General features: G+C 35.6%; 14 protein-coding genes. 3 read left to right on the top strand and 11 right to left on the bottom strand.

Going from position 1 to position 15,806, the window contains the following annotated elements; all coding sequences use genetic code 11:
- Positions 1 to 32 precede the first annotated feature (32 nt).
- A complete protein-coding gene (locus K5Q12_RS05565; protein WP_220742719.1) occupies positions 33 to 2,270 on the bottom strand; it encodes a RelA/SpoT family protein in 2,238 nt (745 codons plus the stop codon).
- Between the two features lie 214 nt (positions 2,271 to 2,484).
- Here K5Q12_RS05565 and K5Q12_RS05560 point away from each other — a divergent pair, with 214 nt between their 5' ends.
- Entirely contained in the window at positions 2,485 to 3,741 is a 1,257-nt protein-coding gene (locus K5Q12_RS05560; protein WP_220742718.1) for an MFS transporter, read from the top strand.
- Between the two features lie 27 nt (positions 3,742 to 3,768).
- Here the strand turns inward: K5Q12_RS05560 and K5Q12_RS05555 are convergent, their stop codons facing one another.
- From K5Q12_RS05555 to K5Q12_RS05530, 6 genes are read right to left on the bottom strand one after another with little or no spacing between them, the layout of a single operon-like run.
- A complete protein-coding gene (locus K5Q12_RS05555) occupies positions 3,769 to 4,068 on the bottom strand; it encodes a DUF7671 family protein (protein WP_220742717.1) in 300 nt (99 codons plus the stop codon).
- Positions 4,061 to 6,577 carry a carbamoyl phosphate synthase preATP-grasp domain-containing protein gene (locus K5Q12_RS05550; protein WP_220742716.1) on the bottom strand — a complete coding sequence of 839 codons (2,517 nt, stop codon included), beginning with the start codon at positions 6,575 to 6,577 and terminating at the stop codon, positions 4,061 to 4,063. Before K5Q12_RS05550 ends, K5Q12_RS05555 begins: the two co-directional genes overlap by 8 nt.
- Positions 6,555 to 7,640, bottom strand: coding sequence for a carbamoyl phosphate synthase small subunit (locus tag K5Q12_RS05545; protein ID WP_220742715.1), 1,086 nt, complete (start codon positions 7,638 to 7,640; stop codon positions 6,555 to 6,557). The genes K5Q12_RS05550 and K5Q12_RS05545 overlap by 23 nt, the downstream gene beginning before the upstream one ends.
- A gap of 48 nt (positions 7,641 to 7,688) precedes the next feature.
- Positions 7,689 to 8,216, bottom strand: a complete 528-nt coding sequence (gene pyrR, locus K5Q12_RS05540) for a bifunctional pyr operon transcriptional regulator/uracil phosphoribosyltransferase PyrR (protein ID WP_220742714.1) — start codon at positions 8,214 to 8,216, stop codon at positions 7,689 to 7,691.
- 40 nt (positions 8,217 to 8,256) lie between these two features.
- Complete coding sequence (locus K5Q12_RS05535) at positions 8,257 to 9,186, bottom strand: RluA family pseudouridine synthase (protein ID WP_220742713.1); 930 nt, start codon at positions 9,184 to 9,186, stop codon at positions 8,257 to 8,259.
- Positions 9,164 to 9,565 carry an EbsA family protein gene (locus K5Q12_RS05530; RefSeq protein WP_220742712.1) on the bottom strand — a complete coding sequence of 134 codons (402 nt, stop codon included), beginning with the start codon at positions 9,563 to 9,565 and terminating at the stop codon, positions 9,164 to 9,166. The genes K5Q12_RS05535 and K5Q12_RS05530 overlap by 23 nt, the downstream gene beginning before the upstream one ends.
- Positions 9,566 to 9,680: 115 nt before the next feature.
- Between K5Q12_RS05530 and K5Q12_RS05525 the strand changes: the two genes are divergently transcribed.
- On the top strand, positions 9,681 to 10,073 hold the full coding sequence (locus tag K5Q12_RS05525) for a ribonuclease HI family protein (RefSeq protein WP_220742711.1): 393 nt from the start codon (positions 9,681 to 9,683) through the stop codon (positions 10,071 to 10,073).
- A gap of 51 nt (positions 10,074 to 10,124) precedes the next feature.
- Here the strand turns inward: K5Q12_RS05525 and K5Q12_RS05520 are convergent, their stop codons facing one another.
- On the bottom strand, positions 10,125 to 11,390 hold the full coding sequence (locus K5Q12_RS05520) for a glycoside hydrolase family 32 protein (protein WP_220742710.1): 1,266 nt from the start codon (positions 11,388 to 11,390) through the stop codon (positions 10,125 to 10,127).
- Between the two features lie 9 nt (positions 11,391 to 11,399).
- Complete coding sequence (locus K5Q12_RS05515; RefSeq protein WP_220742709.1) at positions 11,400 to 13,364, bottom strand: sucrose-specific PTS transporter subunit IIBC; 1,965 nt, start codon at positions 13,362 to 13,364, stop codon at positions 11,400 to 11,402.
- A gap of 177 nt (positions 13,365 to 13,541) precedes the next feature.
- Here K5Q12_RS05515 and K5Q12_RS05510 point away from each other — a divergent pair, with 177 nt between their 5' ends.
- Positions 13,542 to 14,516, top strand: a complete 975-nt coding sequence (locus tag K5Q12_RS05510) for a LacI family DNA-binding transcriptional regulator (protein ID WP_220742708.1) — start codon at positions 13,542 to 13,544, stop codon at positions 14,514 to 14,516.
- A 22-nt stretch (positions 14,517 to 14,538) separates the two neighbouring features.
- Here the strand turns inward: K5Q12_RS05510 and thmT are convergent, their stop codons facing one another.
- Positions 14,539 to 14,724, bottom strand: a complete 186-nt coding sequence (gene thmT, locus K5Q12_RS05505; protein ID WP_220742707.1) for a 2-hydroxymuconate tautomerase — start codon at positions 14,722 to 14,724, stop codon at positions 14,539 to 14,541.
- Between the two features lie 12 nt (positions 14,725 to 14,736).
- Positions 14,737 to 15,717, bottom strand: a complete 981-nt coding sequence (locus K5Q12_RS05500; RefSeq protein ID WP_220742706.1) for a YitT family protein — start codon at positions 15,715 to 15,717, stop codon at positions 14,737 to 14,739.
- Positions 15,718 to 15,806: the final 89 nt, after the last annotated feature.

Genomic DNA, 15,806 nt, shown 5'->3' with positions numbered 1-15,806 from the left:
CTCCTTATCAAAATTAAATTACAACTAACAAATTAATGAAAAGTACGTTCCACATCATAAACCGCTGGTAAGTTATTCAACGCATCCATTATGGCCGTCAATTGTTCTGTGTTTTTAACGCCAATTGAAAGCGACACTTGCGCCATACCATTTTTAGTTGCGTGCCCATTAACGGAATTAACATACTTTGTTCGTGTATTAATTGATCTCAGTACATCATTTAACAGGCCATTTCTGTTTTCTCCATGAACAGTTAAATCCGCATCATAGTTAGGTTTTAGGCCATTTTCATCTTCCCATTCTACATCAACTAATCTTTGACCTTGATTTTCAGCTGCTCTGATATTTGGGCATCCAACACGATGAACAGAAATACCTCGTCCCTTAGTAATATAGCCTTTTACTTGATCACCTGGTACCGGTGTACAACAACGTCCTAAGCGAACAAGTAAGTTATCAACACCAGCAATAACAATGTCATCAGCAGAAGATTTTTGACGTTGGGTTAATGCTGTTTCAACACGCTTGATTTCATGGCCTTCTTCAAGCATCTCACGCTGTAGCTCAGCTGTTTTAGCTGCTTCTTGAGCTTCACGAATATCTTCGGTTAATTTATTAGCAACACCGGGGGCAGCAACGTCACCGTAACCTATGGCAGCTAACATATCTTCATAAGAATTATAATGCAAAACTTCTGAAGTCTTAACTAGCTTTTCCGTAACTAAAATCTCATTAGCTTCAAAGCCCATTTCATGAAGACTTCTTGTAAGCAAATCCTTTCCCGCTTCAATATTGTCATTGCGATTAAGTTGCTTAAAGTATTGCTTGATTTTATTACGTGCACGTCTTGTTGAAACGAGATCCAACCAATCTCTACTTGGCTTTGCTGTGCTACTAGTAATAATTTCAATAATATCACCGGTTTTAATTTTATAATCCAATGGTACAATACGACCATTAATTTTAGCCCCTATTGTTTTAATACCAACATTAGTGTGGATAGAAAAAGCCATATCTAGTGGACCTGCCCCTTTAGCCAACTCAAAAACGTCACCTTTTGGAGTAAAAGCATAAACGCGATCACTAAATAAGTCACCCTGAACACCATCCATAAAATCTTCTGCATTTTTGGCATCTTCTTGCAGTTCTAAAATTCCCTGAATAACATTCAGTGTTTGTTCATTTTGATCATTAACTTTCGCTTCTTTATTAGAACCTTTATTTTTTTTATAAGCCCAATGTGCAGCAACACCAAATTCTGCCACTTCATGCATGTGGTGTGTTCGAATTTGAACTTCTAAAGGTCTGCCACCCGGTCCAACTACGCTTGTATGTAGGCTTTGATAACCATTAGCTTTAGGTAGAGCAATATAATCCTTAAATCGTCCTGGCAGTGGCATCCACTTTGAATGAATGGCACCCAAAACCGCATAAGTGTCTGGGATTGTGTCTGTCAAGATTCGTACAGCCGACAAATCATATATTTCTTCAAATGCCTTGTGTTTATCAGTCATTTTACGATAAATTGAATAAATATGCTTAGGTCGACCATAAACATCAACGTTTGATAATTCAAGACCCTGTATGGCTTCCTTAATTTCCACTACAGCTGTTTCAACATATTGAATACGTTCATCACGTTTCATATTCATTTGAGAGGCAATACTATGATATTTTTCTGGCTCTAAATAACTTAAAGATAAATCTTCTAGTTCCCACTTAATTGTGCTAATTCCCAAACGATCAGCTAGTGGTGCATAAATTTCCAAAGTTTCATTAGCAATTCTACGCTGTTTTTCTTGACGTAGCGCACTCAAAGTTCTCATATTGTGCAAGCGATCTGCTAGTTTAACAATGATAACACGTATATCTTTAGACATTGCCAACAATAGCTTACGATGATTTTCTGCTAATTGTTCTTGAGAACTCTGATATTGAATTTTACTGATCTTTGTAACACCATCAATAATGCCAGCTATTATGGGGCCAAATTTGTGTTCAACATCTACTAGTTCAGCTGTCGTGTCCTCGACAACATCATGTAGATAACCAGAAATTACTGTTGCCGTATCCATTTTTAATTCAGCCAGAATACCAGCAACTTGAATAGGATGGATAATATAAGGTTCTCCCGATTTTCTTACTTGCTCACAATGCAACTCTGTAGCCCAATCGTAAGCCTCTTTTACTTTGAGTGCATCTGTCTCACTCATGTAACTGTTAACCATATCAATGACTTCTGGACCAGAATATATTTTCGTTTTTGCCATATTTACAAACGTGCTTTAACGCACTTTTCCCTTCATGATCACTCCGGAAGACATATCATTGTTTTAAAACCACAATATGCCTTATGACGTAGCTTTACGTAGTATAATTATAATAAAAATATAATATTTTCACAACCTGAGCACTGTATGCGTGCAAATTAGTTAAATTAAGCTTACACTATTAATATAAAAATCCAAGAAAGGTGCACTTAATATGAAAAAAATAAATAGTGATGATGTGCCTGGTAGAAAAAGTCTATGGCAACGTAATTTGTTTGTACTATGGTTTGGAGTTTTTATGACTGGTGTGGCTCTGAGTGAAGTAATGCCATTCCTATCTCTTTATATCGGAACATTAGGCAGATTTAATCGCAATGAATTAAGTTTTTACTCTGGTGCCGTTTTCGCCATTTCATTTTTAGTTACAGCTATTGTTTCTCCTATTTGGGGTAAAATTGCTGATCGACGTGGTCGTAAAATCATGCTCCTCAGAGCAGCATTTGGTATGTCTATTATTTTATTTTTAATGGGTAATGTCACAAACGTTTGGGAATTATTCATTTTACGTGCACTACAAGGTGCTATGGGTGGTTTCATATCCAATGCAAATGCACTTATAGCAACACAGACACCAAAACAGCACGCTGGAAAAGCATTAGGTATTATCGTTACCGGAATGACTGCTGGTAACTTGATTGGACCACTATTTGGCGGTGCTCTTTCAAGTATATTTAGTTATCGGACTGCCTTTCATATTACAGGTATTATTTTATTTGTTGTCTTTCTCTTAACTTTATTTTTAGTTAAAGAAGATACACATGCATTAACTGTAACAATAAAGAATTCTTCAGATTCTCAAAAAACCTTATGGCAAGCGCTGCCAAATAAAACATTTATTTTGGGATTATTTGTAACAACAATGTTAGTTCAAACAGTTAATACTTCAATTAATCCAATTATAAGTTTGTTTGTCCAAGAATTGTTGCACAACGCTAATAACACTACTTTTATTGCAGGTATCGTTGCGGCCATGCCTGGTATAGCGACAGTTCTGGCTGCACCACCTTTTGGTAGAATTGGCGATCAAATTGGTACTGAACGTATGATTAAAATTGGGTTTATGATTGCAATTATTGGCTTTGTGCCTACTGCATTTATAAGCAGTATCACACTACTCATGCTATTCAGATTTATTGTTGGTATTAGTGACGCCACCATGCTACCAGCTATTCAAACATTAATATCAAAAAACTCTCCTTCAGAAATGACCAGCCGTATGTTTAGTTATAATCAAAGTTTTTATTCGCTTGGATCTGTCATTGGACCGATGGCTGGCGCATTAATTGCTAGCTTTTTTGATTACCGTGGGATTTTTATTTTTAGTGCTATTATTATAGTTATTAATTACATCTTATTTAATTTTGTTATTGCCAGAGCCAAACAAAAAAATAACAGTAGCCTTGAACAATAAAAAGACTGATGACAAACATCAGTCTTTTTATTGTGGCAACCATTCTGATAATAATGCTAAATCAACCTGTCTATCTGTCCATCTTTGTAACGCAGTAAAATTATGACGCTTATTAAAAGCCAATTTTTCTTTGCTTAATACAGCAATCATTAGATTGTTTTCAGTTAAAAAAACTTGTCCAATTTTCTTAAATTGACCACGTGTATGCTTTCCAGTACGCCAAAAATTCGGTCTTGAATCCTGTTTAGGTATGTATTTACCAGAAACATCTTCTACAACAACAATCCCTGTAAATAAATTTGTTTCATATTTTTTGCTATCAGCCATGATCATCAACTCCTACGCCAATTTCAAATCTCGTACCATCAATGACTTGATTTGGTTGTAAATGTAAACCATAATTTATATCGCCAGCAACCAGACTCAACTTATTGTGGGTTACTCGCTTTCCCAATGTGTTTAAAAGCTCAAAATCTTGATCTGTCAATCTGCCTAAACCAGCGCGCACTATCATCCGCATTAAAGGTACGTCCATCACTTTAGTTAAATAGGCTATTTGACCAAATGGCATTGGTCTAACCCACGAACCATCTTTTCCAAAAGAACTTGCTCGAATTGTTTCCTGCCACTTTATAGTTTCTTGATACCAAATAAATTGATACACACCTGGATTTTTAAGTGATAATACATCAATACCATCTATTGTTTCAATCATCTGCGGTATAATACGCATTTCTCCAGCCATATGCTGTGTCAAATTAATTGGGTAAATTTTCTCTCCATCAAAAAACAAATTAATTGCAAATTCGGACTGCTTTTCATTTGGTCCTATCGGCATGTGTTTTTCTTTTGGTAAAATTACAACTTTTTGACCTAATACTTTTAATGCGTCAATCAATTTTTTTCTGTTGCCAGGCACAATAATCGTTTGTGGTGATTCTAATTCCACGACTTTCATAACATCAGAAATTTCTAGCGGTTCCAAATATTGCTTATCTGCTAAGTGTGGTAACAGCGTTGCATCATTGGGATTATTGTTCATAATGATAGTTTGATATTGTAACCTTTTTAATTCAGACAAGGTTACTGACGTTGCATAACCGCCAGATGCTGCATCCCCCATACGAAAAGCTCCAGAACCAATAACCAGAATTGACTCTGAGCTAATTGGAGCCGATTCATTTTCAGATTCATAGGTAGCATAATATTGCCTTGCATTTTCGGGAAATTCTCCAGCAGAAGGTTCCACTGCCTTGTACGTTGCATCAATACCATTTTCTTTTGCCAACGCACGAATAATATTAAAATCTGTATGCCAAAAACGTGCAAGTAATCCGTCAGATAATCCGTACTTTTTGCCCCGTCTTAACGAACTGATACTATCAATATCTTGTTCAATTTGTGATTCTATTTCATGTAAATGAACTAATTGATGAAAGAAAAATTCATCGATATTAGTCAACTCAGCTAATTCATCAATTTCATAACCTCTTTTAATAGCTTCTATTAAAAGTAAAACACGATTATCTTCTGAATGAATTAACTGTTGAATCAAAGAGTCATCATTAATAGTCGCCATATTTGTTGGTGAAAAACTAGTATTGTTAAAATGAGCTGAACGAATTGCCTTTTCCAACGCCTCAATAAATGTTCTACCAAATCCCAATGTTGTGCCAACTGACTTCTGCACACTATTTAGCTTTCTATTGACACTAATCCCTGCTTCGGCAAGCTCACCAAAAGGAAAAATCGGTAATTTTACAACGACATGATCCATCATTGGTTCCATCATAGCTGCGTTTGCACCAAAGTTTCTTGGTAACACAATTTCTTCAAGGGGTACGCCAATAGCAAGATTCATTGCTACAAGCATTGTCGGATACCCTGTACACAAAGCAGTTCGTGTTGCCATTTGATCAATGTAAGGCGACACCTTAATCACAAAGATTTCATGTGAATCATCATTAACAGCAAATCGGACATGTAAAACACCTTCAAGGTGTAACATATCAGCAATTTTGAAAGCATACGATCTCATTTTACTAATTAGTTGATCCTGAACCGTCAAAATTGGTGAAATACTTAACGAATCCTGTGTGTGGATACCAATAGGATCCATGTCTTCACTGGCACCTATCTGTAACTTGTTGCCCCGAGAATCTCTTAATACTTCTAAACTAATTTCTTTAAGTCCATTTATTGCTTTTGATATAATAACCTCTTGCGTAACTGATTGCGATTTTGCCGCTTTGATTGCTGATTCAAAATCATCTAACCGGTCAACAATATGACGTGTATTATTTTGAATAGGATGTAATGCACGTACCATTAAAGGTAATTGTACTTGACGCAATAATTCATTAGCTTCATCTTGAGCTTTTAAAACATAGTTATTGATGACAGGCAAGCCATTTTGAGCCATCATCTGTGTCAAAATAGGTAAGTTATTGACCTTAAGGATCATATCAATACTTAGTCCTAAAGTATTAGGCATTGTACCGTCACCATAATTCCAGCTTTGAACAACTTCTGACCACAATCTCAACGATGACTCACCACCAAATAGAGGAACAACAGTATCAATTTTATTTTCCAAAATCACAGATTTAAGATTCTTCACCGTCAATGGTTGCCAAAACGTTGTTGCTGAAAGGCTTTCTAGCGATAACGTATATGGATTTTCATCAATAACGAAGACTTCAATGCCTCGCCTAGTTAATTCCGGCATTACTTGGTAAATTGCTGAATCATGTTCAGCTTCCTTACCAAAATCATTAACGCCAGAACCAATAAAGAGTAACTTTTTAATTGTTTTATTGGTTAAAATGTTCGACATAATCTTCTACCGTTTCAAAAAAATCTGCAAATACTTCTGTTGCTTCGAGAGGTCCAGGAGCAGCATCTGGAAAAAATTGAACACTAAATGCCGGATACTCACGATGTCGTAATCCTTGTACAGCACCATCTACTAAATCACGATACGTCACAAATAATTTTTTTCGATCAATTGTTTCCGCATTAACTGCATAACCTTGACCCTGCATGGCATAAAAAATTTGTCTAGATATTATTTCTTGTATGGGATGGTTCATTCCATGGTGCTCAGAAGGTAACGGCATTAGTTCAGCACCATTTGATAAAGCAAATAATTCATGTCCTAATCCAATACCTAACATCGGCACCTTAGTCTGCAATACTCTAATGAGCGTCAAAACGCTTTCTGGTAGCGTACGCGGATCACCTGGCCCAGTTGATAAAATAATACCGTCAGGATCTAGTGTCAAAACTTCTTCTACGTTTGTTGTGTACGGCAATACAGAAACATTAGCATCGTAGTCTCCAAGCATTCTTAAAATACCATGTTTTAAACCGAAATCAATGACAACAATATGTCGACCTCTACCAGGATTGGCATAAGGTTTTGGTGTTGCAGTATTTTGAACCTGTTTATTAGTTAAAACAGTTGCTACTAGCTGATCAACAGCATGCTCATCGGCATAATCAACAATTGTTGCTTTCTGTGGTCCAGTTTCTCGTAAGTGTCTAATAAGTTGTCTTGTATCTACTTGATATAGACCAGGAATGTTGTGCTGTTTTAAAAAACGATCCAGGTTCATACGCCTTTGTCGGTTAACTGATACCTCAGCTAAATCATGCACAATCATACCTCGAATTGTTGGCTTAACTGATTCATAAGCTTCCGCATGAATGCCTGAAGCCCCAACAACCGGCATGGCAAAAACAATCATTTGACCATCATAAATTGGATCTGTAATGATTTCTTGATAACCTGTCATGGCTGTATGAAAAATAATTTCTCCAAATGTAGTCGCTGGTGCACCAAATCCCAACCCTTTAAATATAGTACCATCTTCAAGTATTAAGTGACGTTCTGTCATAAGTTCATTTACCACAAAACTAGCTTAAGCTAATTTAGCTTTCTTTCATTAATGTACAATTTCAACAGCATCTCGACCGTCAATTTCTTGTACCAAAACCTTTATTTTTTCATTTTGAGCTGTGGGAATATTTTTACCGACAAAGTCTGCTCTGATTGGTAATTCACGATGTCCTCTATCAACTAATACTGCCAATGCAATTGTATTAGGCCGACCGATATGAATCAATGCATCCAATGCCGCTCTAATTGTTCGCCCAGTGAACAAGACATCATCTATCAAAACAATGTTTTTATCGGCAATATTCGTCATTTCTTCTTCATTTAATCCTAAACTATCTTCGCGGTTTAATACGTCATCTCTGAAGTTAGTAATGTCAATTGCCATTACAGGAATTTTAACTCCTTCTAACTGTTCTAGTCGATTCGCAATTCTATGTGCAAGAAATTCTCCACGCGTCTTGATACCAACAAGTACTAAATCTTGACCACCTTTATTGCGTTCAATAATCTCATATGTAATGCGCGTCAATGCTCTTTGCAATGAGGCGTTATCTAAAACTTCTTTATTTAGCATAATTTTACTGCTCCTTGGTTAAACCAAAAAGTGTCCTTTCTTAATCTTGTGTTGATGAAATAATTGGTGTTAATGATTTTATCGCATTTGTAAAATAATCTGGTAACGGACTATCAAATAATAACTCTTCACCAGTAGTTGGCTGCATCAGTGACAATGTTTTAGCATGAAGCAACTGCCCATTTAAATGTTGACCAGCCATTTTTTGTGCTGAACCATACACAGGATCTCCAACAATAGGATGTCCAATATATGTCATATGCACACGTATTTGGTGCGTTCGACCCGTTTCAAGTATAGCCTTGACCAAAGTGTAACCTACAAAGCGCTCCAATACTTCAAAATGTGTAATCGCTTCCCTACCATCTTCTTGAACAGCTTGTTTTTTTCGATCAACTTTGTGTCTGGCAATAGGCGCATTAATAGTCCCACTATTTTCAGAAAATTCCCCTTTGACCAAGGCATAATAAATACGCTTATTTTTATGAGCTTTAAGTTGTTCTGATAAGACTTGGTGTGCATGATCATTTTTTGCGACCATTAACAAACCACTTGTATCACGGTCAATTCGATGCACAATACCTGGACGATATTCTCCATTAATAGTCGATAAAGGTGAGTAATACATCAATGCATTAACTAATGTTTGACTGATATGTCCAGCTGCAGGATGAACCACCATTCCTTGTGGCTTATTAACAACAATCAAGTCATCATCTTCGTAAACAATATCAAGCGGTATGTTTTCAGCCTGAATTTCAACTGACTTAACCATCGGTGGTTCGATTGTAATCACATCATTCTGATTCACTTTATATGATTGTTTCACCATTTGTTGATTGACTAAAATGTAGCCTGCTTTTAGCCAATCTGCAATTACTGTTCTAGAATACGGTAAATTTTTCTTTGATAGCACAGAATCAATGCGCCCTGTCTCATTTTCAATATTAACTGTTATCTTTTCTGTCATGGGTATCCATATATTCCTTAATTTGTGTTGCAATATTTTTACTTAACCAATATTTTCTAACTCGACCAGCGCGCTCAAAAGATAATAACTTACCATTTAAACGCCAGTTATTTAACGAAGATAATGATATTTTTTCATAGTCACTTATAAATAATCTACCTAAAAATATTTGAGATCCAGCAATATACACTCGACGCCTAAAAATCATAATTACCCCAATACCTAAAATAATTAAAAGATAACAGATAATGACAATATCAATTTTAAATAATATCTCACTCCATGCAATTATGCCAATCATTAAAAATATACTCCACCATACCCATCCAATTTTTCCATTGGTGTCTATTGGTTGAAAAAATCCTCTTTTTGGTATCATACTTCACCTCAATTTAATCTAACACATTCTATTTTAACATGAATTCAACTCTGCATTGATCCGCATTAACACAAAAAAATGTATACTTTAAATAAATCAATATGGAGAAAAAATTATGATCACTTTGTTTGTCGATGCGGCAAGAAACGTAACTACCGGATTTAGTGCCGCAGGTGCTGTTATTTCAATAGAAAAAAAACAATATCAAATCAAATCCCCTATTTTTAAAACAAATGATAACCATCAAGCTGAATTCATGGCTTTATCATGGGCATTAAGGCACCTACCATCATCTGATAGTATCATTAAAATTTATAGTGATTCGAAAATTATGACTGATGCATTAGAAAAAAAATATGCCAAACATTACCAGCCATTTGTCGACAAACTTTGCTTGTTACTTCAATCTTATAATTTAGTTCTGATACAATGGATTCCAGAAAAAGAAAATCGTGGTGCGCATAATTTGGCTTTGCAAGCACTAAAAAAAGACCACACAACTTACTGAACTATTGTGTCGTCTTTTATTTTGTCATTGTTAATTAGTCATTAGTTATTATTAAAACCATCGACTTGTCATACTTTCCAGCCCGTCTTCTGTATACAATTCAAGAACATCATTGTCAATAATCAAGATCACTTGATTAACATTTCCTGTTATTTGACGTGTCTCTACTTGACCTGATTCCCACTGTTTTCTTTCAAAAATAATTTTATTGTCCATACGACGTAACTTTGAAGAGTCAGAGAGAACAATTTCCCAATTTGTGTTAGTATCAATAGCGTACTTTCCAACTGAAACATGGTCAAAGTTCGTTAACTGTTTTACTTCTAAAATTTCAGAAATAGGCCGCTGTAACAATTTATTTTGGTTATTAACATGTAACTCTCTAGGTAAGCTAAGCACATGTACCCAATTATTAGCAGCTATTGTTGGTACACTTCCTTCCCTGTCTGGTGTCATCATTCCTGCCCATCCCCACATAATACGACGACCATCTGGAGCAATCATGGTTTGGGGTGCATAGAATTCAAATCCTTTATCAACCTCTTCAAAATCAGTCATAACATTAAACGTAGCACTGCTCTCATCGAATTTTCCAACAACATAACCAGTGTTATGAATGTTTTCGTATCGATGATTATCAGTATCAGGTGTTAGCCCTTGTGGTGAAAACATTAGAACCTGCTTACCATCTACTTCAATGAAACCAGGACATTCTAACATGTACCCTCGTACATTCTGCAATTGGTTGCCCAAAATAGAACCACGAAACGTCCAGTTTTTGAAATCAGTTGATTCATAAGCAATAATATCGCCAACTTGATTATCATGTTGTGCACCAAGTATTAAGAAATAATGACCATTTTTACCTTGCCAAACCATCGGATCACGGACATCTTTTGTAAAACCTTTGGGATGTGGAAACAATTCACCAAGCTTTTCAAAATGAATACCATCATCACTCACTGCCCACATTTGAGAAGATTTCACACTTTGACCTAGTTCATTACGAACATTACCAGTATAGAAAACATACAAACGATTGTCATGAACATATGCTGCCCCAGAATATATTCCTGCACTATCTAAGTTTTCCAACGATGGTTCTAAAGCCGTTTCAACACGTTCCCAAGTTGTTAAATCTTTTGAGATAAAGTGTCCCCATACTTTATATTTATGATCACACCCTTTAGGATTCCATTGATAAAAAACATGATATTGCCCATTAAAATAAACTAATCCATTAGGATCATTTAATAATCCCTCTGTAGGATAAAGATGATATTTTTCAAAAGCAATTTTATCATTGGTAACTAACATTTAATCTCCTTAAGCTTCAACAGCTTGAGCTTTTTTATCTTCTAGTGCCGGTATAGCTGTCATAATAACATTGTCAGGAACGATTTCCGCCCCAAATGGTTCATCACGTACAACCTCAGAAAATTCAGTTATATTCGTAACAATAACCATTGTTGTAACAGGATAACCAGCATCTTTAATGATCTGCTTATCAAAAGTTCCTAACAATTCACCCTTCTTAACTTTTTGACCTTGAGTTACTTGACTTTCAAAGCCTTTTCCTTCTAGGTTAACAGTATCAATACCAATATGAATCAATACTTCAACGCCATCTGTTGTTTTTATACCATAAGCATGTTTTGTAGCGTAAGCAACGGTAATTTCACCATCTGCAGGAGCAAAAATTTTGTTATCTGATGGTTCAATTGCAACACCATTTCCCATCATACCACTAGAAAATACTGCATCATTCACTGTTGTAATGTCAACTAATTGACCTGCAACAGGTGCATCAATTTCAAAACCAGCTTCGTGTTCTGGTACGTTAGCATCTGTAGGTGTTACATCTGTCTTAACTTCTGGCATATGTGACTTACCATACACAAGCGTTACAGTGAATGATAGTACAAAACTAATGATAATTGCAATAAAGAATCCTAACCACTTATTAGCAGGAATAGCGATAAATCCAATTAAACCAGCAGGTCCAAGTGAAGATGACATAACATGGAACAACCCCATAATCAAACTAGCAACACCTGATGATCCTAATGCAATAAAGAATGGGAACTTATATTTTAAATTGACACCGAATAATGCTGGTTCTGTAATCCCTAACATTGCTGAAGCACCAGCAGAAGATGATAGGGCGCGTAACTTTGAATTTCCTTTTGCCAAGAAGTAAATAGCGAATGTTGCAGCACCCTGAGCAACGTTTGCTGCTGCTGCAATTGGGAAAATAAAGTCACCTCCAGTTTTAGAGATATTAGCTAACAACTGTGTTTCTATGGCTGGGAAACTTTGGTGCAATCCAGTAATAACAATTGCTGAATAGAATGATCCAAAGACACCATATCCAATAAATCCAAAAGTTGTTACCAACCATGTCAAACCATCTGTAATACCATTTGAAATAATTCTTAGAACGGGACCCACAACAATAAAAGTCAAGAACCCTGTAATCAAAATTGATAACATTGGTGTAAACGTAAAGTCAATTGCACCTTTTAAACGCTTATGGAAAAACTTTTCTAAATTAGCAAGAATAAAAGCAACACCAATAATTGGCAACACTTGTCCTTGATATCCTGCCTGAGCAACATGTAACCCAAATAAGTCCCATGTTGGCATTTTGCCACTTGCAACAGTTTGTGCAACAGCGTAACCATTAATCAAACTTGGCATTACTAGCATCATACCTGCGGCTGCACCAAGAATTTCACTACCACCAAATCGACGTGTTGCTGTAATACCAATTAAGATTGGTAGGAAAGCAAACGGTGCTGATGCCATTAGGTTAACCATCTCAGCTAATCCTGTAATTTGAGGAAACATTTCAACAAGTGACTTTGGTCCAAACATCCCTGCACCAGTCAAAATATTATTCAAAGCCATCAACAAACCACCAGCAACCAGTGCGGGAATCAACGGTACAAATATATCAGACAAAACCTTAATTAAAGCCATTAATGGATTCTGCTTACCTGATTTTGCAGCGATTTGTTTCAAATCGTCTGTAGATGCTTGTTTAACACCAGTTAATTTAACAAATTCATCGTAAACTGGGTTGACATCACCAGGTCCAACGATAATTTGATATTGACCATTGGCATTAAATGTTCCTTTCAAATCAGGATCATCATCTAATGCTTTTTGATCAATTTTTTTAACATCTTTAACAACTAACCTCAAGCGTGTTGCACAATGCGCAGCAGCAATAATATTATCCTGCTTAACAGCATCTGCAACTCGCCTAGCAACTTCATTATGCTTCATAACAATATCCTCTACTCTACTCAATCAACCCAAACAGCTATTTGGGTTGATTTTTGTTATTGTGGAACCGGTTCTTTAATGCACTTTTATTGTAAACGCTTACATGTTATTTTGCAATACTTTTTTTTGTTACAAAATTGTGAAAAATTTTTTTAATTTTCTGCTATGATTAACAGTATGAATAAAAAAGTCACGATAAACGATATAGCTAGTATGGCAAATGTTGCCAAAAGTACAGTATCTCGCTATCTGAATGGTGGATCAGTCAGTGAACATACGCGTCTAAAAATTGATCGTATCGTTGAAAAATATAACTATACACCTAACACTTTCGCACAGAGTCTCAAGCAGCAGACAAATCATACTGTTGGTGTCATCGTTCCACGTTTAGACTCAATTGCTCAATCCGATATGCTACGTGGCCTCGATGAACTTAATAAAGAAGATACATTTTTAATCATCAATACCTATCAAGATTCAAATCGTGTGTTGGCTGCTATTGAAAAGTTGCACTCGCAAAATGTTGGTGGCATTATACTTTTAACAGCAAATTTAACAGATGAAATTAGACAAGCTTTAACATCATCTCCTTTGCCAATAGTTATTCAAGGACAAGATGAACCTAATTTTCATCGTGTCATTATGAATGATATTGAAGCTGGTCTCATTGTTGGACAATATATCAAAACGTTATCGCCTCAGCGCGTTTTATTGCTTAATGTTGATAGTAATATTGACTATGCCGTTGGTCATGATCGTTTTCTTGGTATAAAAGAATCTTTAACTCATATTCCTCATCAAGAAATTATAACTGATTTCAAATTACACCTAACAAAAAAGGATTCATATAAAGCAATGTCTAAACAGCAATTTGATCTGGTTGTAGGTGCTACTGACAGAATTGTTGTTGGTGCAATGCAGTCAGCCTTTGCTCTGAAACAGCATCCAAAATTTATTGGTTTTGGTCAATCATTTTTTAGTGAAACGGTTTCTCCTAACTTAACCAGTTTTGAATTTGATTTCTTTGAAACAGGTAAAGCACTTTATCGTTTATTTGTAAAAGTTCGTGATCACAAACCAAAAACAGTTCAACGTCAGGTTATCAATGGACAACTCATCATACGCGAATCAACCAAAAAAAGTAATCATTGAATTCTCAATGATTACTTTTTTATTACTGATCACTTTTTAATACACCACCAACAGCATAATGGTCTTTTGGCATTTCACGTAAAATAACATGTACCGCTTCCCGAGAAGCACCTGCATCTTGGACAATAACATCTGTGATATCTTTAACCATTTTAGCTAATTGTTCGTGAGTACGACCTTCTAATAGTTCAACTTGTACGATTGGCATAATTTTGCTCCCTTATTTACTTTTTTCTTCTATTTTTTCTAATTGTGCTTCTAACTGTTGCTCAGCTTCGATTTGAGCATTGATTGTTTCCATCTTCGGAACCGTAACGGCTTTTTTCATTTGTAATTGACGATCAGCATCAAAAAACTCTCCTGAAACACTGACTGTACTCATTAAATTGATAAAAGCTTTCGGGTCAGCTCGATGAACAATCTCTTGCATTTCAACTAATTCATATCTCGATAAAACCATCATTAATGTGGTTGAATCACGTTTTGTATAAGCTCCTTTCGATGGTAAGATAGTTATTCCGCGAATAAGATCTTTATGTAATTCGGTAATCACTTCATCACCTTTAGATGTCACAATCATGGCTGTTAACTTTTGATAACCAGTATATATTGCATCTACAGCACGCCCCGTGGCGTAAATACCAATCAAAGTAAACAATGCATTTTGCCAACCAATAAAGGCTCCTGCGATGACAACAACAAAAAAATTAATGACATTCATCAGCGCACCAATTGATTTTCCGGTACGCTTTTGTACAACCATAGCAACAATATCCAATCCACCAGTTGAAAAACCATATCTCATGGCTAATCCAATGGCAACACCAATTAACAATCCACCAAATAAAGATGCTAACAATGGCTCATGTGTTAATGCTTGAGTGGGAGTTACGATTTGTAAGATGGAAACAAATATTGAATTTAAAAAACTTAATATTGTAAATTGTCCACCTATCATTTTCCAACCGATAATACCAATTGGAATGTTAAAAATCATAATAAACAAACCAGTTTGAATATCAATATGAAAAAATTGTATACAAAATAGAGAAAGTAACTGAGCTATACCGTTAAATCCACCTGAAAAAACTTTATTTGGGATTAAAAACGCATTCAAAGCTAGTACTTGTACAATGGCACTAGCTAAAAACATAATACTGATTAGCATAACTTTACGCCAATTAATGGTGATTTTTTTCATGTTCACAACACGCTCCTAAACTATTCAACAACCCCATTTATCATAACAAAAAAGCCAACGATTGTCGTGGCTTTCAAGCTAATTATTAC

Source organism: Leuconostoc palmae, assembly GCF_019656075.1.
In the GTDB taxonomy this organism is placed as follows: Bacteria; Bacillota; Bacilli; order Lactobacillales; family Lactobacillaceae; genus Leuconostoc; species Leuconostoc palmae.
The sequence above is the reverse complement of the archived record's forward strand: the minus strand, read 5'-3'. Positions and strand labels throughout refer to the sequence as shown.

Bases quoted from the DNA above. Each gene is read 5' to 3' on its own strand.
- K5Q12_RS05565 (WP_220742719.1), bottom strand. From the start codon at position 2,270: ATGGCAAAAACGAAAATATATTCTGGTCCAGAAGTCATTGATATGGTT.
- K5Q12_RS05560 (WP_220742718.1), top strand. From the start codon at position 2,485: ATGAAAAAAATAAATAGTGATGATGTGCCTGGTAGAAAAAGTCTATGG.
- K5Q12_RS05555 (WP_220742717.1), bottom strand. From the start codon at position 4,068: ATGGCTGATAGCAAAAAATATGAAACAAATTTATTTACAGGGATTGTT.
- K5Q12_RS05550 (WP_220742716.1), bottom strand. From the start codon at position 6,577: ATGTCGAACATTTTAACCAATAAAACAATTAAAAAGTTACTCTTTATT.
- K5Q12_RS05545 (WP_220742715.1), bottom strand. From the start codon at position 7,640: ATGACAGAACGTCACTTAATACTTGAAGATGGTACTATATTTAAAGGG.
- pyrR (WP_220742714.1), bottom strand. From the start codon at position 8,216: ATGCTAAATAAAGAAGTTTTAGATAACGCCTCATTGCAAAGAGCATTG.
- K5Q12_RS05535 (WP_220742713.1), bottom strand. From the start codon at position 9,186: ATGACAGAAAAGATAACAGTTAATATTGAAAATGAGACAGGGCGCATT.
- K5Q12_RS05530 (WP_220742712.1), bottom strand. From the start codon at position 9,565: ATGATACCAAAAAGAGGATTTTTTCAACCAATAGACACCAATGGAAAA.
- K5Q12_RS05525 (WP_220742711.1), top strand. From the start codon at position 9,681: ATGATCACTTTGTTTGTCGATGCGGCAAGAAACGTAACTACCGGATTT.
- K5Q12_RS05520 (WP_220742710.1), bottom strand. From the start codon at position 11,390: ATGTTAGTTACCAATGATAAAATTGCTTTTGAAAAATATCATCTTTAT.
- K5Q12_RS05515 (WP_220742709.1), bottom strand. From the start codon at position 13,364: ATGAAGCATAATGAAGTTGCTAGGCGAGTTGCAGATGCTGTTAAGCAG.
- K5Q12_RS05510 (WP_220742708.1), top strand. From the start codon at position 13,542: ATGAATAAAAAAGTCACGATAAACGATATAGCTAGTATGGCAAATGTT.
- thmT (WP_220742707.1), bottom strand. From the start codon at position 14,724: ATGCCAATCGTACAAGTTGAACTATTAGAAGGTCGTACTCACGAACAA.
- K5Q12_RS05500 (WP_220742706.1), bottom strand. From the start codon at position 15,717: ATGAAAAAAATCACCATTAATTGGCGTAAAGTTATGCTAATCAGTATT.